This window comes from Salinicola endophyticus, from assembly GCF_040536835.1.
Classification (GTDB): Bacteria; Pseudomonadota; Gammaproteobacteria; order Pseudomonadales; family Halomonadaceae; genus Salinicola; species Salinicola endophyticus_A.
In genome coordinates, this window is record NZ_CP159578.1 from 3,486,067 (window position 1) to 3,502,840 (window position 16,774).

The 16,774-nt window shown below is 66.3% G+C and carries 14 protein-coding genes; all 14 read right to left on the reverse strand.

Annotated elements, in window-relative coordinates; all coding sequences use genetic code 11:
- Window positions 1-74: 74 nt before the first annotated feature.
- The 14 genes from dnaE to pyrH all read right to left on the reverse strand — a co-directional run bounded on the left by dnaE (window position 75) and on the right by pyrH (window position 16,744).
- Entirely contained in the window at window positions 75-3,581 is a 3,507-nt protein-coding gene (gene dnaE, locus ABV408_RS15790; RefSeq protein ID WP_353979837.1) for a DNA polymerase III subunit alpha, read from the reverse strand.
- A gap of 96 nt (window positions 3,582-3,677) precedes the next feature.
- Complete coding sequence (gene rnhB / locus ABV408_RS15795) at window positions 3,678-4,304, reverse strand: ribonuclease HII (protein WP_353979838.1); 627 nt, start codon at window positions 4,302-4,304, stop codon at window positions 3,678-3,680.
- Between the two features lie 10 nt (window positions 4,305-4,314).
- Entirely contained in the window at window positions 4,315-5,481 is a 1,167-nt protein-coding gene (gene lpxB / locus ABV408_RS15800) for a lipid-A-disaccharide synthase (RefSeq protein ID WP_353979839.1), read from the reverse strand.
- Between the two features lie 16 nt (window positions 5,482-5,497).
- A complete protein-coding gene (gene lpxA, locus ABV408_RS15805) occupies window positions 5,498-6,265 on the reverse strand; it encodes an acyl-ACP--UDP-N-acetylglucosamine O-acyltransferase (protein ID WP_353979840.1) in 768 nt (255 codons plus the stop codon).
- Complete coding sequence (gene fabZ / locus ABV408_RS15810; RefSeq protein ID WP_353979841.1) at window positions 6,262-6,705, reverse strand: 3-hydroxyacyl-ACP dehydratase FabZ; 444 nt, start codon at window positions 6,703-6,705, stop codon at window positions 6,262-6,264. Before fabZ ends, lpxA begins: the two co-directional genes overlap by 4 nt.
- Window positions 6,706-6,853: 148 nt before the next feature.
- Entirely contained in the window at window positions 6,854-7,894 is a 1,041-nt protein-coding gene (lpxD, locus tag ABV408_RS15815) for a UDP-3-O-(3-hydroxymyristoyl)glucosamine N-acyltransferase (RefSeq protein WP_353979842.1), read from the reverse strand.
- Window positions 7,895-7,916: 22 nt separating this feature from the next.
- Window positions 7,917-8,420 carry an OmpH family outer membrane protein gene (locus ABV408_RS15820; protein WP_353979843.1) on the reverse strand — a complete coding sequence of 168 codons (504 nt, stop codon included), beginning with the start codon at window positions 8,418-8,420 and terminating at the stop codon, window positions 7,917-7,919.
- A gap of 165 nt (window positions 8,421-8,585) precedes the next feature.
- Window positions 8,586-10,922 (reverse strand): outer membrane protein assembly factor BamA, encoded by a 2,337-nt coding sequence (gene bamA, locus ABV408_RS15825; protein WP_353979844.1) that lies wholly within the window; start codon window positions 10,920-10,922, stop codon window positions 8,586-8,588.
- Window positions 10,923-11,221: 299 nt separating this feature from the next.
- Window positions 11,222-12,577, reverse strand: coding sequence for a sigma E protease regulator RseP (gene rseP, locus ABV408_RS15830; RefSeq protein ID WP_353979845.1), 1,356 nt, complete (start codon window positions 12,575-12,577; stop codon window positions 11,222-11,224).
- 37 nt (window positions 12,578-12,614) lie between these two features.
- Window positions 12,615-13,805, reverse strand: coding sequence for a 1-deoxy-D-xylulose-5-phosphate reductoisomerase (ispC, locus tag ABV408_RS15835; RefSeq protein ID WP_353979846.1), 1,191 nt, complete (start codon window positions 13,803-13,805; stop codon window positions 12,615-12,617).
- A gap of 6 nt (window positions 13,806-13,811) precedes the next feature.
- Window positions 13,812-14,612, reverse strand: a complete 801-nt coding sequence (locus tag ABV408_RS15840) for a phosphatidate cytidylyltransferase (RefSeq protein WP_353982250.1) — start codon at window positions 14,610-14,612, stop codon at window positions 13,812-13,814.
- Window positions 14,605-15,366 (reverse strand): polyprenyl diphosphate synthase, encoded by a 762-nt coding sequence (uppS, locus tag ABV408_RS15845; RefSeq protein WP_353979848.1) that lies wholly within the window; start codon window positions 15,364-15,366, stop codon window positions 14,605-14,607. The genes ABV408_RS15840 and uppS overlap by 8 nt, the downstream gene beginning before the upstream one ends.
- Window positions 15,367-15,429: 63 nt before the next feature.
- Window positions 15,430-15,987 (reverse strand): ribosome recycling factor, encoded by a 558-nt coding sequence (gene frr / locus ABV408_RS15850; protein ID WP_035472502.1) that lies wholly within the window; start codon window positions 15,985-15,987, stop codon window positions 15,430-15,432.
- Between the two features lie 10 nt (window positions 15,988-15,997).
- Window positions 15,998-16,744: a UMP kinase gene (gene pyrH, locus ABV408_RS15855; protein ID WP_035472500.1), complete on the reverse strand. Its 747-nt coding sequence runs from the start codon at window positions 16,742-16,744 to the stop codon at window positions 15,998-16,000.
- Window positions 16,745-16,774 lie beyond the last annotated feature (30 nt).

Sequence of the window (16,774 nt, forward strand, 5' to 3'; positions counted from 1 at the left end):
AACCTGAAGCGTGCGGCGTACGCTGCGGCGAAAACGCGTCATTATCGCACCCTCACGAGTGTTAGCAACCGCCGTCAACCGCCGCGGTAGCGCAGGGCGACCGATTCGTGCCCCTCGACGTCGCGCAGCGCGGTGATCAGCTCGTCGCTGGGCGACACCCGCCACGCCTCGGCGAGCTCGAAGCAGCCGCTGGCACTGGCGTTGCGATAGCGTACCCGCACCGGCAGCCCGCGCTCGCTCAGCCACGGCGTCAGGCTGTCGTGGAGCGAGCGCGAGAAGCGCCCGTTGAGGCGGGCGCCGTCGACCGAGAGCTCGATCGCCTCGCCGAAACGGGCACGCGCGTCCGCCATCAACGTCACCTCCTTGCTGCGCAGGCGCAGACCGCCGGAGTAGTCGTCGCTTGAGACCTCGCCTTCGATGATCAGCACCTGGTCGGCATTGAGCTGGCCGCGCACCTGGTCGAAAAGCTCGCCGAACAGCGACGCCTCGATGCGCCCGGTGCGGTCGTCGAGGGTGACGAAGGCCATGGTGTCGCCGCGCTTGGACTTCATGGTACGCATCGCCACCACCAGCCCGGCCACCCGCTGCGGTTCGCGCGACGGCTTGAGATCGACGATTCGGGTGGCCACGAAACGCTTGAGCTCGTGCTCGTACTCGTCGATCGGGTGGCCGGTGAGATAGAGCCCGAGGGTATCCTTCTCGCCGGCCAGGCGCTCCTTGTCGCTCCAGTCGCGGGCGTGACGATAGTCGGCGTAGACGTCGCCATCGGCGGTATCGACGAAGGCCTCGCCGAACATGTCGATCATGCCCAGGTTCTGGTTGGTCTGATTCTGCGAGGCGGCCTTGAGCGCGGCGTCCAGCGAGGCCGCCATCACCGCCCGCGACGGCCCCAGATTGTCGAGCGCGCCGGAGCGGATCAGCGCCTCGAGGGTGCGCTTGTTCATGCGCTTGCCGTCGATGCGGCGGCAGAAGTCGAACAGATCGGTGAACGGCCCATCGGCCTGGCGCGCCTCGACGATCGCCGCGATCGGGCCTTCGCCCACGCCACGGATCGCCCCCAGGCCGTAGACCACCCGGGCGTTGTCATCGACGGTGAACTTGTAGGCGCCGACGTTGACGTCCGGCGGGGTCACCGTCAGCCCGATATGGCGGCACTCCTCGATCAGCGGCACTACCTTGTCGAGGTTGTCCATCTCGGTGGAGAGCACCGCGGCCATGAACGGCCCCGGATAGTGCGCCTTGAGCCAGGCGGTCTGATAGGAGACCAGCCCGTAGGCCGCCGAGTGCGACTTGTTGAAGCCGTAGCCGGCGAACTTCTCCACCAGGTCGAACAGGTTGCCGGCCAGGTCCTTGTCGATGCCGTTGTTGGCACACCCCTCCATGAAGCCGGCGCGCTGCTTGGCCATCTCCTCCGGCTTCTTCTTGCCCATGGCACGGCGCAGCATATCCGCCTGGCCCAGGGTGTAGCCGGCCAGGACCTGGGCGATCTGCATCACCTGCTCCTGGTAGAGGATGATGCCGTAGGTGGGTTCGAGCACCGGCTTCAACAGCTCGTGCTGGTAGTCCGGGTGGGGATAGGCCAGCTCGGCGCGGCCGTGCTTACGGTTGATGAAGTCATCCACCATGCCCGACTGCAGCGGCCCCGGACGGAACAGCGCGACGAGGGCGATCATGTCCTCCAGCGAGTCGGGCTGCAGGCGCTTGATCAGCTCCTTCATGCCGCGGGATTCGAGCTGGAACACCGCCGTGGTCTCGGCCTTCTTGAGCATGTCGAAGGTCGGCTTGTCGTCGAGCGGGATGGTGCTGATATCCAGCGGCTCCTGCCCCTCACGCCCGCGCACCACATCGACCATCTCCAGCGCCCAGTCGATGATGGTGAGCGTGCGCAGGCCGAGGAAGTCGAACTTGACCAGCCCGGCGTCCTCGACGTCGTTCTTGTCGAACTGCACCACCAGCCCGGAGCCGTCCGGCTCGCACAGCAGCGGCGAGAAGTCGGTGAGCTTGGTCGGTGCGATCACCACCCCGCCGGCGTGCTTGCCGGTACCGCGGGTGATGCCCTCGAGCTTGAGCGCCATCTCCCAGATCTCGGCGGCCTCCTCGTCGGCCTCGAGATACTCCTTGAGCTGCGGCTCCTGCTCGATCGCCTTGGCCAGGGTCATGCCGACCTCGAACGGGATCAGCTTGGAGAGCTTGTCACCCATCGAGTAGGGCTTGCCCTGGGCGCGCGCCACGTCGCGCACCACCGCCTTGGCCGCCATGGTGCCGAAGGTGACGATCTGCGATACCGCGTTGCGGCCGTAGCGGTCGGCCACGTAGTCGATCACCCGGTCGCGCTTCTCCATGCAGAAGTCGACGTCGAAATCGGGCATCGAGACGCGCTCGGGGTTGAGGAAGCGCTCGAACAGCAGGTCGTACTCCAGCGGATCGAGGTCGGTGATCTTGAGCGCATAGGCGACCAGCGAGCCGGCCCCGGAACCGCGCCCCGGCCCCACCGGGATGTCGTTGTCCTTGGCCCACTGGATGAAGTCCATCACGATCAGGAAGTAGCCGGGGAAGCCCATCTTGAGAATGATGTCGAGCTCGAAGTCGAGGCGCTTGCGGTACTCGGGCTCGTAGTCGGCGAGCACGCGCCCGGGATAGATCGGGTTGTCGCCCGCGAACAGCTGGTTCAGGCGCTCGCTGAGCCCATCGTGGGAGATCTTGCGAAAGAAGCTGTCCTGGGTCATGCCCTCGGGGATCGGATACTCCGGCAGGAAGATCTCGCCCAGACGTACCGTGGCGTTGCAGCGCGCCGCGATCAGCACGCTGTTCTCCAGCGCCTCGGGGATGTCGGCGAACAGCGTCGCCATCTCTTCGGGGCTCTTGAGATACTGCTCCTCGGTGTACTTGCGCTCGCGCCGCGGGTCCTCCAGCGCCTTGCCCTCGCCGATCGAGACCCGGGTCTCGTGGGCCCAGAAGTCCTCGCGGGCGAGGAAGCGCACGTCGTTGGTGGCCACCACCGGGGTGCCGGTCTCGCTGGCCAGGCGCACGGAGTGGTAGACGCACTCCTCGTCGTACTGGCGCCCGGTGCGCTGCAGTTCGAGATAGAAGCGCCCGGGGAAGTACTGGTTCCACTCCGCCAGCAGCGTGCGCGCGGTGTCGACGTGCTCGGCGATCAGAAAGCGCCCGATCTCACCCTCGCGCGCCCCGGAGAGGGCGATCAGCCCTTCGCTCTGCTCGAACACCCACTGCTTGTCGAGGATCGCCTGGTTCTGGCGCTGGCCGTCGGTCCAGGCGCGCGAGATCAGCTCGGTCAGGTTGCGGTAGCCGGTTTCGTTCATCGCCAGCAGCGTGAGCCGATAGGGATGGCTCTCGTCGTGGGCGTTGTGGAGCCAGAAGTCGGCGCCGATCACCGGCTTCAGACCGGCCCCCTGGGCCGCCTTGTAGACCTTCACCAGGCCGAACAGATTGGTGTCGTCGGTGACCGCCAGGGCCGGCATGCCGGCCTCCACGCTGGCATTGATCAGCGGCTTGAGGCGCACCAGGCCGTCGACCAGGGAGTACTCGCTGTGAACACGGAGATGAACGAAAGGTGTAGTCATGACGAACTCGAGATCGGGCGGCGAATGAGTGACCGCGACAGGATAACAGCTTGGCCCCGGGCAAGCAGACACTCCGGGAATGGGACAGGGTGCCGCTCAGGAGAACAGCGCCAGCTGCTCGCGTACCGGGGCGAACGAGCGCCGGTGGGCCGCCAGCGGCCCCCAGCGGACGAGCGCATCGAGGTGCTCGCGGGTGGGGTAACCCTTGTGGCGGCCAAAGCCATACTCGGGATGGCGCGCATCCAGCTCGGCCATCTGGGCGTCGCGCGCCACCTTGGCCAGAATCGACGCGGCGCTGATCGCCGGGTGGCGCAGATCGCCCTTGACCACTGCCTGCCCCGGACAGGCGTGGCCCGGCAGGCGGTTGCCGTCGACCAGCAGATACTCCGCGGCCAGCGGCAGCGCATCGATGGCGCGGCGCATCGCCAAGTGCGTGGCGTGATAGATATTGAGCCGGTCGATCTCCTCCGGCGTGGCCTCGGCCACCGCAAAGGCCAGCGCCTGCTCGCGGATGCGCCGATCCAGCGCCTCGCGGCGGGCCGCACTCAGCCGCTTGGAATCGGTCAGCCCGTCGATGGGGCGCGCCGGGTCGAGGATCACCGCGGCCGCCACCACCGCGCCCACCAGCGGGCCGCGTCCGACTTCGTCGACACCGGCGAGACGCTCGCCGGCATAGTCGATCAGCAGTTCGGGAAACGTCTGGGGGGCACGCTTGGCGGGCATGGCTGGCCTCTCAGGCGGGGGTGGCGGTGGCGCTGAGCGTACCGTGCTCGACCAGTTCGAGCACGGCACTGGCGGCGCGCTCGCTGGCACTGCGCTGGAGTCCGGCGTGCAACTCGGCGAAGCGCCTCTCCAGCGCCTCGCGCCGAGTGCTCTCCGCAAACCAGGGCACCAGCGTCTCGACCAGGCGCTCGGCATCCACCGCGTCCTGGATCAGCTCCGGCACCAGCTCTTCCTGAGCGATCAGATTGGGCAGCGAGATCCAGCGTGTCTTGACCAGCCGCTGGGCCAGCCAGTAGGTGGCCGGCGCCATGCGATAGGCGACCACCATGGCGCGGTGGCAGAGCATGGTCTCCAGCGCTGCGGTGCCCGACGTCAGCAGCACCGCATCGGCGGCGGTCATCGCCTCGCGCGAGCGGCCATCGCAGAGCGTGACCCGCTCGGCCAGCCGCGGAGAGCGTTCGAGCAGTGCCTCGATCTCCTCCCGACGCTGCGGCGAGGCCGCGGGGATGACCACCTGGAGTTCGCCCAGCCGCTCGCGCAGCGCGGCGGCGGCGCGCAGGAAGATCTCGCCCTGGAAGCGCACCTCGTTGCTGCGCGAGCCGGGCAGCAACGCCAGGGTCGGCGTGGCGGGGTCGAGGCCCAGCGCCTCGCGCGCGGCGCCGCGGTCGTTGACCAGCGGCAGCTCGTCGGCCAGCGGATGGCCCACATAGGCCACCGGTACCCGGTGCTCGGCGTAGAACGCGGCCTCGAACGGCAGGAAGGTGAGCATGGCGTCGACCGCGCGGGCGATCTTCTTGACCCGGCCCTGGCGCCAGGCCCAGACCGACGGGCTGACGTAGTGGGCGGTGCGAATGCCGCGCTGGCGCAGCTGCAGCTCGAGGCCGAGATTGAAGTCCGGGGCGTCGATGCCGATCATCACGTCGGGCTGCCAGGCAAGCGCGTCGCGCTTCAAATGACGGCGCACCTTGATCAGCCCGGGCAGATGCTTGAGCACCTCGACCAGCCCCATCACCGACAGCGTCTCCAGCGGGTAGAGCGACTCGAGCCCCTGGGCCTGCATGCGCGGGCCACCGATACCGCGGAACTCGATGTCGGGACGACGCCGGCGCAGCGCTTGCATCAGCCCGGCGCCGAGGATGTCGCCGGAGAGTTCGCCGGCTACCAGATAGACGCGCATGCTGACCTCGCTCCGGCTAGCGGATGATGCCGCGCTGGGAGACCTTGAGCGAATCGACGAAGCGCCGGGTCTCCTCGAGCGAGAAGCGGCGCTCGATCTCGGCGATCGCCTGCTCCAGGGTCAGGCCCTTGCGGTAGACCAGACGGTACCCTTCGCCGAGTGCCTTGATCGCCTCGGCGGAGAAACCACGGCGCTTGAGCCCGATCGAATTGAGCCCGTGGGGCGCCGCCGGGTTGCCGTTGACCATGATGAACGCCGGGATGTCCTTGGTGATCGCCGAACAGCCGCCGACCATGGCGTGCTCGCCCATGTGGCAGAACTGGTGGATCGCCGACAGCCCGCCGAGGATGGAGAAGTTGCCCAGGGTCACGTGGCCAGCCAGGGTCGCCTGGTTGGCCAGGATGCAGTCGTCGCCGATCAGGCAATCGTGGCCGACGTGGGAGTAGGCCATGAACAGGTTGCGACTGCCGATGGTGGTGACGCCGCGATCCTGCATCGTGCCGCGGTGGATGGTCACGCTCTCGCGCACGACGTTGTCGTCACCCATCTCCAGGCGGGTGGGTTCGCCAGCGTACTTCTTGTCCTGACACTCCTCACCCACGGAGGCGAACTGGAAGATGCGATTGCGCTGGCCCAGGCGTGTCGGCCCCTTGATCACCACGTGCGGGCCGATCACGCAGCCCGCATCGATCTCGACATCGGGACCGATCACACTGTACGGGCCGACCTCGACGTCAGCGGCCAGACGCGCAGTGGGATCGACGATGGCGGTGGGATGAATCAAGCGATTTTCCTCTCGGCACAGATGATTTCGCCCTCGCAGGCCAGCTCGCCGCCGACGCTGGCACGGCAGGCGAATTTCCAGATGCCGCGCTTGCCCTTGATCACGTCGGCTTCGAGCTTGAGCTGGTCGCCCGGCATCACCGGACGCTTGAAGCGCATGTTGTCACTGCCCACGAGATAATAGACGTAGCCGTCGGCGGGCAGCTTGTTGACGGTCTTGAAGCCGAGGATACCGCAGGCCTGGGCCAGTGCCTCGATGATCAGCACGCCCGGCATGATCGGATGATGGGGGAAGTGGCCGTTGAAGAAGGGTTCGTTGATGCTGACGTTCTTGTACGCCACGATCGATTCGCCCAGCGTGATCTCCGTCACGCGATCTACCAGCAGAAAAGGATAACGATGCGGTAGATACTCACGAATCTGGTTGATGTCCATTATCATCAATACGACCTCTGAAATAACGAAATGCCCGCCGTAAAGGCAGGCACACGGAGGTAAAGCGGCGTTCACCCATGTGGGCGGGCATTATACAGGCGCACTACATGGCTGCCAGCCTTTCGCCCCCCCGTCGATTGCCGTGCCCCTCCGTTCACGCATCGCGTCGGCCACGCTCGAGTCGCGTCAGACGCTTGGCGATCTCGTCCAACTGCTTGAAGCGTACCGCGTTCTTGCGCCACTGACTATTCGACATCGAGCCCGTGCCGGAGGAGTAGACCCCCGGTTCGAGAATCGAATTGGTGACCAGGCTCATGCCGGTCACCTGGACCCCGTCGGCCAGGGTCAGATGGCCCGAGAGCCCCACCCCACCGCCGAGCAGACAGTGACGGCCGACCTTGGTCGAACCGGCGATGCCGACGCAGCCGGCCAGCGCGCTGTGATCGCCGATCTGCACGTTATGGGCGATCTGCACCTGGGAGTCGATCTTGACCCCGTTGCCGATCAGGGTGTCACCCAGCGCGCCGCGGTCGATGCTCGAGCAGCTGCCCACCTCGACATCGTCACCCAGACGCACACCGCCGAGCTGAGCAATCTTCTCCCAGTGCGCGCCGTCATGGGCGAAGCCGAAGCCATCGCCGCCGATCACGCAGCCGCTGTGGAGTATCGCCCGCTGGCCCACGCTGACGCCGTGATAGAGCGTGACGTTGGCGTGCAGGCGCGAGCCCTGACCCAGGGTAGTGTCGGCGCCGATGAAGCTGCCGGCACCGATCACGCAGTCATCGGCGATCTCGACCCCGGCCTCGATCACGCAGTGCGCGCCGATCTCGACCCGCGCCCCGATCACCGCATCGGGGGAGACCACCGCACTGGGATGGACGCCCTGCGAGTCGCGGGTGGTCAACGGGTCGAACAGCCGCGACAGCCGCGCGTAACCCAGATAGGGGTTGTCGAGCTCAAGCCGCGGGCACGGGCAGGTCTCGCCGTGGGCCGGGTGCACCAGTACCGCGCTGGCCCGGGTATCGGCCAGATACTTGAGATAGGCACGATTGGCGAGAAACGCCAGATCGCCCGGACCGGCATCGGTCAGGGTCGCCAGGCCGCTGACGCGGAGATCGGGATCACCGACCAGGCGGGCATCGATACGCTCGGCGAGTTCGCCGAGCGTGTAGGAAGCGGGGGCAGCACTCTTCATGAACGGGGGCCGTTCTCGATCGTCAGTTGAGTGAGTTGAAGATCTTGGTCACTTCGTTGGTGATGTCCAGGCTGTCGCCGGAGTAGACCACCGCGTCGCGATCCACGACCATATCGAGCCCACGCTGCTTGACCACACGCTGGATCGCCTGGTCGAGCTTGGGCTTGGCGCTCTTCAGATACTGCTGTTCGGCCTGCTGCTGGGCCTGAGCGATCTGGCCGCGCAGCTGCTGGAACTGGCCGCCCTTCTGGCGCAGCTGCTGGGTCACAGAGTTGCGCTCGGACTCAGACATCACGTCACCGTTCTTCTGCAGTTTCTCCTGCAGCTGCTGCAGCTGCTGACCGAGCGCCTCGGCCTGCTTCTGCTGCGGCCCGATGCGGTTCTTCAGCTGGTTCATCGACGCCTGCGCCGACTGCGAGGACATCAGCGCCTGACGCCAGTCGAGCACGCCAACGTCGGTGGCCATCGCCGGCAGGGAAACCAGCGTCATGAGTCCTAGCCCGAGGGCACCTATTACCTTGCGCATCCGCGCCTCCTTGAGCATATGCTCTCGATGAATGGAGCTTGATGAGTAGAGCTTGGTGAATCTCACCCCGGCAGATACCACCGTGGCGCTTCACGGGAGTCGCCCTGCCCCCGGCGACACCCGCTGCGGGGGCCACCGGGGGTGACGATCGGCGAAAGCCTCCCGTCAGAAGGTCTGACCCAGCGAGAACTGGAACACCTGCGGGTCGTCGCCATCCTTCTCGTTGAGCGGCTTGGCTACGCTGAAGGTCAGCGGCCCCACCGGGGTCAGCCAGGAGAGCCCCAGGCCGACGCTGTAGCGCAGATCGCCCAGATCGACGCCGCTCTTGCAGCTGGAGGTCATGCCCTCGGGCACATCGTAGCAGTCGGTCAGGAAGGTGTTGCCGCCATCCAGGAAGATGCTGGTCTGCAGCGAACGGCGATCCTCGACCCACGGGAACGGGTAGATCAGCTCCGCCGAGCCCTCGACCAGCACGTTGCCGCCCAGGGTGTCGTCGTCACCGTTGTTACGCTTGGTGGTCTTCGGCCCCAGGGTATTGCCGGTGTAACCGCGCACCGAGCCCAGGCCACCGGCGTAGAAGTTCTCGTAGAACGGATAGGGATCGTTGGAACCCAGGGTGTCGGCGTAGCCCAGGTTACTGCTGAACTTGAGCGACCAGTCCGGGTTGAGCTCGAACAGTTTCTGGCCACGATAGCGCAGCTTGTAGTACTCGGCGTCGGAGCCGGGCACCGCAGTCTCCAGCGAGACGCGCTGGTAGCTGCCCGCGGTGGGCATGATGCCGCGGTTCAGGTTGTTGCGGGTCCAGCTCGCGGTGAGCTTGTAGTTGAGGAAATCCTCACCCTGGTCATCGACGTACTGCACGATCTCGGCGGGCGTGTCGTCGTAGGTGTCGATCGACAGGCTTTCGAGGCCGACGCCGAAGTTCAACCGCGACAGATCGTTGATCGGATAGCCGAAGTTGATGTTGCCGCCGTAGGAGTCGGTGGAATACGTCGAGATGTCGGAGTCTTCGTAGTTGGTCTCGCGGTAGAAGACGTTGTAACCACGCGAGATACCATCCAGCGTCCAGTATGGATCGGTGTAGCCGAAGTTGACGTTGGTGAAGGTGTCACTGCGCTGGGCACCGATGTTGACGCGGTTGCCGGTACCCAGGAAGTTGTTCTGGGCCAGCGCTGCCCCATAGATCACCCCGGCGCTCTGCGAGAAGCCGACGCTGGCCGAGATCGAGCCGGAGGGCTGCTCCTGGACGTTGTAGGTGACATCGAGCTGGTCCGGCTCGCCGGCCACCGGGCGCGTGTCGACGTCGACCTGCTTGAAGAAGCCGAGCCGTTCGAGCCGCTGACGCGACTGCGATATCTGGTCGGTAGAGGCCGGCGCGCCCTCCATCTGCACCATCTCGCGGCGCAGCACCTCGTCCTGGGTGGTGGTATTGCCTTCGAAGTTGATCCGACGCACGTAGGCGCGGCGACCCGGGTCGACGCGGAAGGTCACGTCGACGGTATCGCTGCCGTCGTGAACCGTGGGCACTGCCTTGATGTCGGCGAAGGCGAAACCCTCGGCGCCGAGCTTCTGGCGCAGCGCCTCGGAGGAGGCGGTGAGCTTGCTCTGGGAGAAATACTCGCCGGACTTAGCGGTCACCAGCGAGCGCGCTACCGACTCGTCCATCTTGAGATCGCCGTCGAAACGGATCTGATCGAGCTTGTAGCGCTTGCCCTCGTCGACGTTGATGGTGACGAAGATGCGCGACTTGTCGGGGCTGATCGAGACCTGGGTCGAGGTGATGCGGAAGTTGACGTAGCCGCGGTCGAGATACCACGAGCGCAGCGTTTCCAGGTCACCCGAGAGCGCCTCGCGGGAGTACTTGTCGTCTGAGAACCAGCCGAAGAACCAGCCGGGCTTGTCCTCCAGCTTGAACAGATCGCGCAGGGTATCGTCGTCGTAGGCCTGATTGCCGACCACGTTGATCTGACGAATCTTGGCGACCTCGCCCTCGTTGATATCGATATTGACACGCACGCGGTTGCGTTCGAGCTGCTCGACCGAGGTCTCGATGTTGGAGCTGTAGCGGCCCTGGGACTGATAGAGGCGCTCGAGCTCGCGCTGCATCTCCTCAAGGGTGGAGCGCTGCAGCACCTGCCCCTCGGCGATGCCGGCGTCACGCAGCCCCTTGCGCAGGTCGTCGTCGGAGATCTGCGAGTTGCCCTCGATGTTGATCTCGGCGATCGAGGGACGCTCGACCACGTTGATGATCAGGACGTCGCCGTCGCGCGATAGGCGGATGTCGTCGAAGAGCCCGGTCTGGAACAGTTTCTGCGCGGCGTCGCCCAGTTGCTGATCGTCGACCCGCTGGTCGGCGCTGACGGGAAAGGCGTTGAAGACCGATGCCGCCGAAACGCGCTGCAGCCCCTCCACGCGAATATCCGAAATCTCGAAAGGTGCAGCCAGCGCCACAGGCGAGCTGGCCAGCAACAGTCCTGCCAATCCGATGGTCTTGAGTTTCATGCAATCAGTCGCTTCTCTGGGGTCCGCCCGCGTATCGAACAGGCACCTTATACATTTCCCTCAGTGACTGACAAGGCCAGGCCCGCCGATCACCGAGGTCTTCCTTTCGCCGCCCGTCGCCATCCCTCGGCGGGCGCAGTCCTTTTCGGCCAGTGCCGAGGATCCGTACTAAAAGTCGGCGAGCGACGGCAAGACAAGGCAAAAATCGGCGAAAGAGCGGAGTTTACGCGGTGTAAATGAGCATCTTAAGCCGATTTTTAACGCCGTATTGCCGAGCGCAGGCAGTTTTCGTACAGAGCCTAGAGACGCATCAGATCGAAATAGAGCGCCATCACCATCAAGCAGCCGACCAGCGCCACGCCGATCTTGAGCCCCATGGCCTGGGCATTCTCCGACACCGGCCGCCCGCGCACCAGCTCGATCAGGTAGTAGACCAGATGCCCGCCGTCGAGTACCGGAATCGGCAGCAGGTTGAGCACCCCCAGGCTGATCGACAGATAGGCGAGAAAACCGATGAAGGTCTCGACCCCACTGCGTGCCGAATCGCCGGCGATCCGCGCGATGGTGATCGGCCCTGAAAGGTTGGAGGGCGAAATCCAGCCCACCACCATCTTGCGGATCGAATCGGCGGTGAGCCAGGTCATCTCGCCGGTCTTGTCGAGCGCCTGGCCCACCGCGGCCAGCGGCCCGTAACGAATCTCGCGACGATACTCCGCCGGCCACTCGACCCGCTCGGAAGCCGCGCCGACATAGCCGATACGTGCGCCGTCCTCCGCCTCGCGGCTGTCCGGCGTGAGGGTCTGTGTGCGCGTCTCGCCGTCCCGCGACAGGGTCACCTGCAGCGGCTGGTCTGGATGCGCGCGCACCGCATCGACAAAGCCCGCCCAGTCGTCGAGTTCACGCCCGTCGACGCGCAGCAGACGGTCGCCGGGCTGGAGCCCGGCCTTGGCCGCCGGGCCGCCCTCGAGCACCTGCCCCAGCACCGCTGGCGCCGTCGGCCGGAACGGCACCACGCCGAGCGTGGCCAGCGGCTGCGGCGGATCCTGGCGCACCAGCCAGCCGCTGACCGGCACGCGATGTTCGGTGGTCGGGCCTTCGGCGCGCTCGCGGGTGGTCACGCTCAGCGCGCCGTCGGCGCCGATCGCCACGATCAGCTGCAGATTGACGTCGTTCCAGGAGGGCGTCGGCTCGCCCTGCACACTGACGATCTCCTGGCCCTGACGCAGCCCGCCCTCGGCCGCCGGCGACCCCGGCACCACCGCCCCCACCACCGGTGCCACCGTCGTGGTGCCGTAGACGAACAGCGCCCAGTAGGCGACCACCGCCAGCAGCAGATTGGCGATCGGGCCGGCAGCGACGATGGCGATGCGCGCCCACACGCTCTTGCGATTGAAGGCGTGTTCGCGCTCGCCCGGTGCCACCGGCCCCTCGCGCTCGTCGAGCATCTTGACGTAGCCGCCGAGCGGAATCGCGGCCAGCGCGAACTCGGTGCCGTGACGGTCGCGGCGCGACCACAGCGGCTTGCCGAAACCGACCGAGAAGCGCAGCACCTTGACCCCGCAGCGACGCGCGACCCAGAAGTGGCCGAACTCGTGAAAAGTGATCAACAGGCCGAGCACGACGATGACGGCCAGCACATTCTGGAGCGCATCCATCACGCCCGTCCCCTCTAGCAGGATCCGGCCAGCCGGATCATTGTGGCAGCAGCGACTCGGCGGTACGCCGGGCGCGTGCATCCTCGCACATTATCACGTCGAGCGAATCGGCCGCGCGCACCTCGAGCGCCTCGAGCGTCGCTGCCACGACCCTGGCGATGCCCGGAAACGACAGCCGGCCGGCCAGAAACGCCTGCACCGCGACCTCGTTGGCGGCGTTGAGCACCGCCGGCGCGGTGCCGCCCGCCACCATCGCCTGGCGCGCCAGGCGTAGGCAGGGAAAGCGCTGCTCGTCGGGCGGCTCGAAGTCGAGCCGCCCGACCGCGAACAGGTCGAGCGCCGCGACCCCGGCATCGATACGCTCGGGCCAAGCCAGACCATAGGCGATCGGCGTGCGCATGTCGGGATTGCCCAGCTGTGCCAGCACCGAACCATCGCTGTAGCCCACCATCGAGTGAACGATGCTCTGGGGGTGTACCACCACCTCGACCTGAGCCGGGCCGGCATCGAACAGCCAGCACGCCTCGATCAGCTCCAGTCCCTTGTTCATCAGGGTGGCGCTGTCGACCGAAATCTTCTGCCCCATCGACCAGTTGGGATGCGCGCAGGCCTGGGCCGGCGTCACCCTGTCCAGGTCGGCGCTGGCCCATTCACGGAACGGGCCGCCGGAGGCGGTCAGCAGCAGGCGCGAGACGCCGAGGCGCTCGAGCCCGCCGCGATGCTGCATAGGAAGACACTGATAGATCGCATTATGTTCCGAATCGATCGGTAAAAGTGTCGCCCCGGCGCGCGCTACCGCCTGCATGAACAGGCTGCCGGACATCACCAGCGCTTCCTTGTTGGCGAGCAGCACACGCTTGCCCGCCTCCACCGCCGCCAGCGTTGGCAGCAGCCCGGCGGCACCGACGATCGCCGCCATCACCACGTCGGCGTCGGGATCTCCGGCGACCTCGATCAGCGCCTGCTCGCCGCTGCTCACCTCGGTGGCGACATGGCCGGCGGCGCCCAGCTCGGCACGAAGCCAGGCGGCGTCCGCGGCACTACCGATCACCGCACGTGCCGGCGCCCACGCCAGACACAGCTCGAGCAGCGCCTCGCGCGAGCGCTGGGCGGTCACCGCATGCAGCCGGTAGCGCTCGGGGTGACGCGCCAGTACGTCGAGGGTGCTGCGTCCGATGGAGCCGGTCGCGCCGAGCACGCTGACCTTCAGAGGGGGAGATGCACTCATCCGGGGTTATCCCAGCCAGGGGCTGATCAGCGCGAACAGCGGCACTGCCGCGGTCAGGCTGTCGATGCGATCGAGAATGCCGCCATGCCCGGGAAGCAGACGGCTGGAGTCCTTGAGGCCGCAGAAACGCTTGAGCATGCTCTCGAACAGATCCCCCACCACCGACACCAGCGCCACCAGCAGCGCCAGCAGCAACAGTCCCAGGGCCTGGCCGGCGTCGAGCGGCAGCCACAGCGAGTAGGCCAGCGCCAGCAGCGCCACCGCTACCCAGCCGCCGTAGACGCCCTCCCAGGACTTGCCGGGGCTGACATGCCGGGCCAGCTTGCGCCGGCCGAAGCGGCGCCCGGAGAAGTAGGCACCGATGTCCGCCAGCCACACCAGCAGCAGCACGAACAGCAGCCACTCGCTGCCCTCCTGACGCAACTGATAGAAACCGACCCAGCACGGGAACAACACCCATACCCCCATGGCCAGGCGTACGCCGGGGCGCTGCCACTCGTGAGTGGCATCCGGGTAGCGGATGACCCAGCGGGCATTGGCCAGCCAGCCGAGTACGCCCAGCCACAGTGGCCAGTGGGCGGACGCCCAGCCGGCGAACCACGCCACCAGCAGCGCCACACCCAGCGCCGCGGTATAGGCCAGACGCGGCGCGGTGGCGGCGAAGCCGGCCAGACGCGCCCACTCCCAGGCACCGAGCAGCAGCACCAGGGCGGTGAACAGCGCAAAGGCGCCGCCGTCGAGCCCGAACAGGCCGGCCAGCGCCAGCGGCGCCAGTATCAGTGCGGTCAGAATCCGTTGCCTAAGCACCATGCGCCTCGACTTGCTGTTGACTCATGCCGAAACGGCGCTGCCGCTGCTGGAAATCACCCAGCGCGGCATCGAACGCGGCGGCGTCGAAATCGGGCCATAGCTGCGGCGAAAACACCAGTTCGGCGTAGGCCAGCTGCCACAGCAGGAAGTTGGAGATACGCTGCTCGCCGCTGGTGCGGATACACAGATCCACCGCTGGCTCGCCGGCCAGGCAGATCTCGCTATCGAGCAGCGTCTCGTCGATCTCTTCCGGGGCCAGCTCGCCGTCGGCCACCCGCCGGGCCAGCCGGCGCGAGGCCTGGGCGATGTCCCAGCGGCCGCCGTAGTTGGCCGCCACCACCAGATGCAGCCCCGGATTGTCACGGGTCTGCGCCTCGGCACGCGCCATCTGCTTCTGCAGCGAACTGGAGAAGCGCCGACGATCGCCGATGATCGACAGCCGGATGCCGTTGTCGTCGAGTTTCTTGACCTCGCGCTTGAGCACGAGCATGAAGAGCTCCATCAAGGCACTGACTTCGGCCGAGGGCCGGCGCCAGTTCTCGCTGGAGAAGGCGAACAGGGTGAGGGTGCCGATGCCGAGCTCCGCCGCCCGGCGGATCACACTGCGCAACGACTCGACCCCAGCGCGATGTCCCTGCGCACTGGAGAGCCCCCGGGCGCGCGCCCAACGATTGTTGCCGTCCATGATGATCGCCACATGGCGAGGCACCGACGACGTCGCCAGAGCGTCACGCGACTGCATGTCTGTCATGATATCTCGCAAGCCGGATGGGCGGCGGCGGAGCGGGCCTCATGCCCGCTCCCTCGTCGAACCTCACACCTGCATCAGGTCGTGTTCCTTGGATTCCAGAAGCTTGTCGATCTCGCTGACATACTTGTCGGTCAGCTTCTGGACCTCTTCTTCACCGCGACGCTCGTCGTCCTCGGTGATCTCCTTGTCCTTGAGCAGGGACTTGAGGTCGCTGTTGGCATCGCGCCGCACGTTACGCACCGCCACGCGGGCGTTCTCGGCCTCGGCACGGGCCTGCTTGATGTAGTTGCGGCGCGTCTCTTCGGTCAGCGGCGGCATCGGCACACGGATGACCGTCCCCGCGGTGGCGGGGTTCAGGCCCAGATCGGAGGTCATGATCGCCTTCTCGATCTTCTGCACCATGGTCCGCTCCCACGGCGTGACGGCGAGCGTGCGCGCGTCCTCGACGTTGACGTTGGCGACCTGGTTGAGCGGCACGTCGCTGCCGTAGTACTCGACCATCACCGCATCCAGAATGCTGGGGTGGGCGCGGCCGGTACGAATCTTGTGGAAGTTGGTCTGGAGCGACTCCAGGCTCTTCTTCATACGCCCTTCGGCGTCTTTCTTGATGTCGTCGATCATGTCCTAAACCTCAATCAATCAGCGTGCCTTCTCGCCCACCGACCACCAGATTCAACAGCGCGCCGGGCTTGGTCATGTCGAATACGCGCACCGGCATGTCATGGTCACGTACCAGACAGATGGCGGTCAAATCCATCACCCCGAGCTTCTGGTCGAGGACGTCATCATACCCCAGGCGCTCGTACTTGACGGCGTCGGGGTGCTTGACCGGGTCCTTGTCGTAGACACCGTCGACCTTGGTGGCCTTGACCACCACGTTGGCATCGATCTCGATACCGCGCAGGCAGGCGGCGGAGTCGGTGGTGAAGAAGGGATTACCGGTACCCGCGGAGAAGATCACCACGTCGCCGGAGGTGAGATAGCGAATCGCGGTGCGGCGGTCGTAGTGCTCGACCACCCCGCTCATGGGGATCGCCGACATCACCCGCGAACGGATGTTGGAACGCTCCAGCGCATCGCGCATCGCCAGGGCGTTCATCACCGTCGCCAGCATGCCCATGTGGTCGCCGGTGACCCGCTCCATGCCGGCGGCATGCAGTGCCGCGCCGCGGAACAGGTTGCCGCCGCCGATCACGATACCCACCTGCACGCCGATGCCTACCAGCTGGCCGATCTCCAGCGCCATGCGGTCGAGCACCTTGGGATCGATGCCGAACTCCTGCTCGCCGGTCAGTGCCTCACCGGACAGCTTGAGCAGAATGCGCTTGTACTTCGACTTCTCGGCGGGCTTGTTCGAACGGTCGACGACGTCGGACATGGGGATCTCTCCTGGTAATTGCGGGGCGTG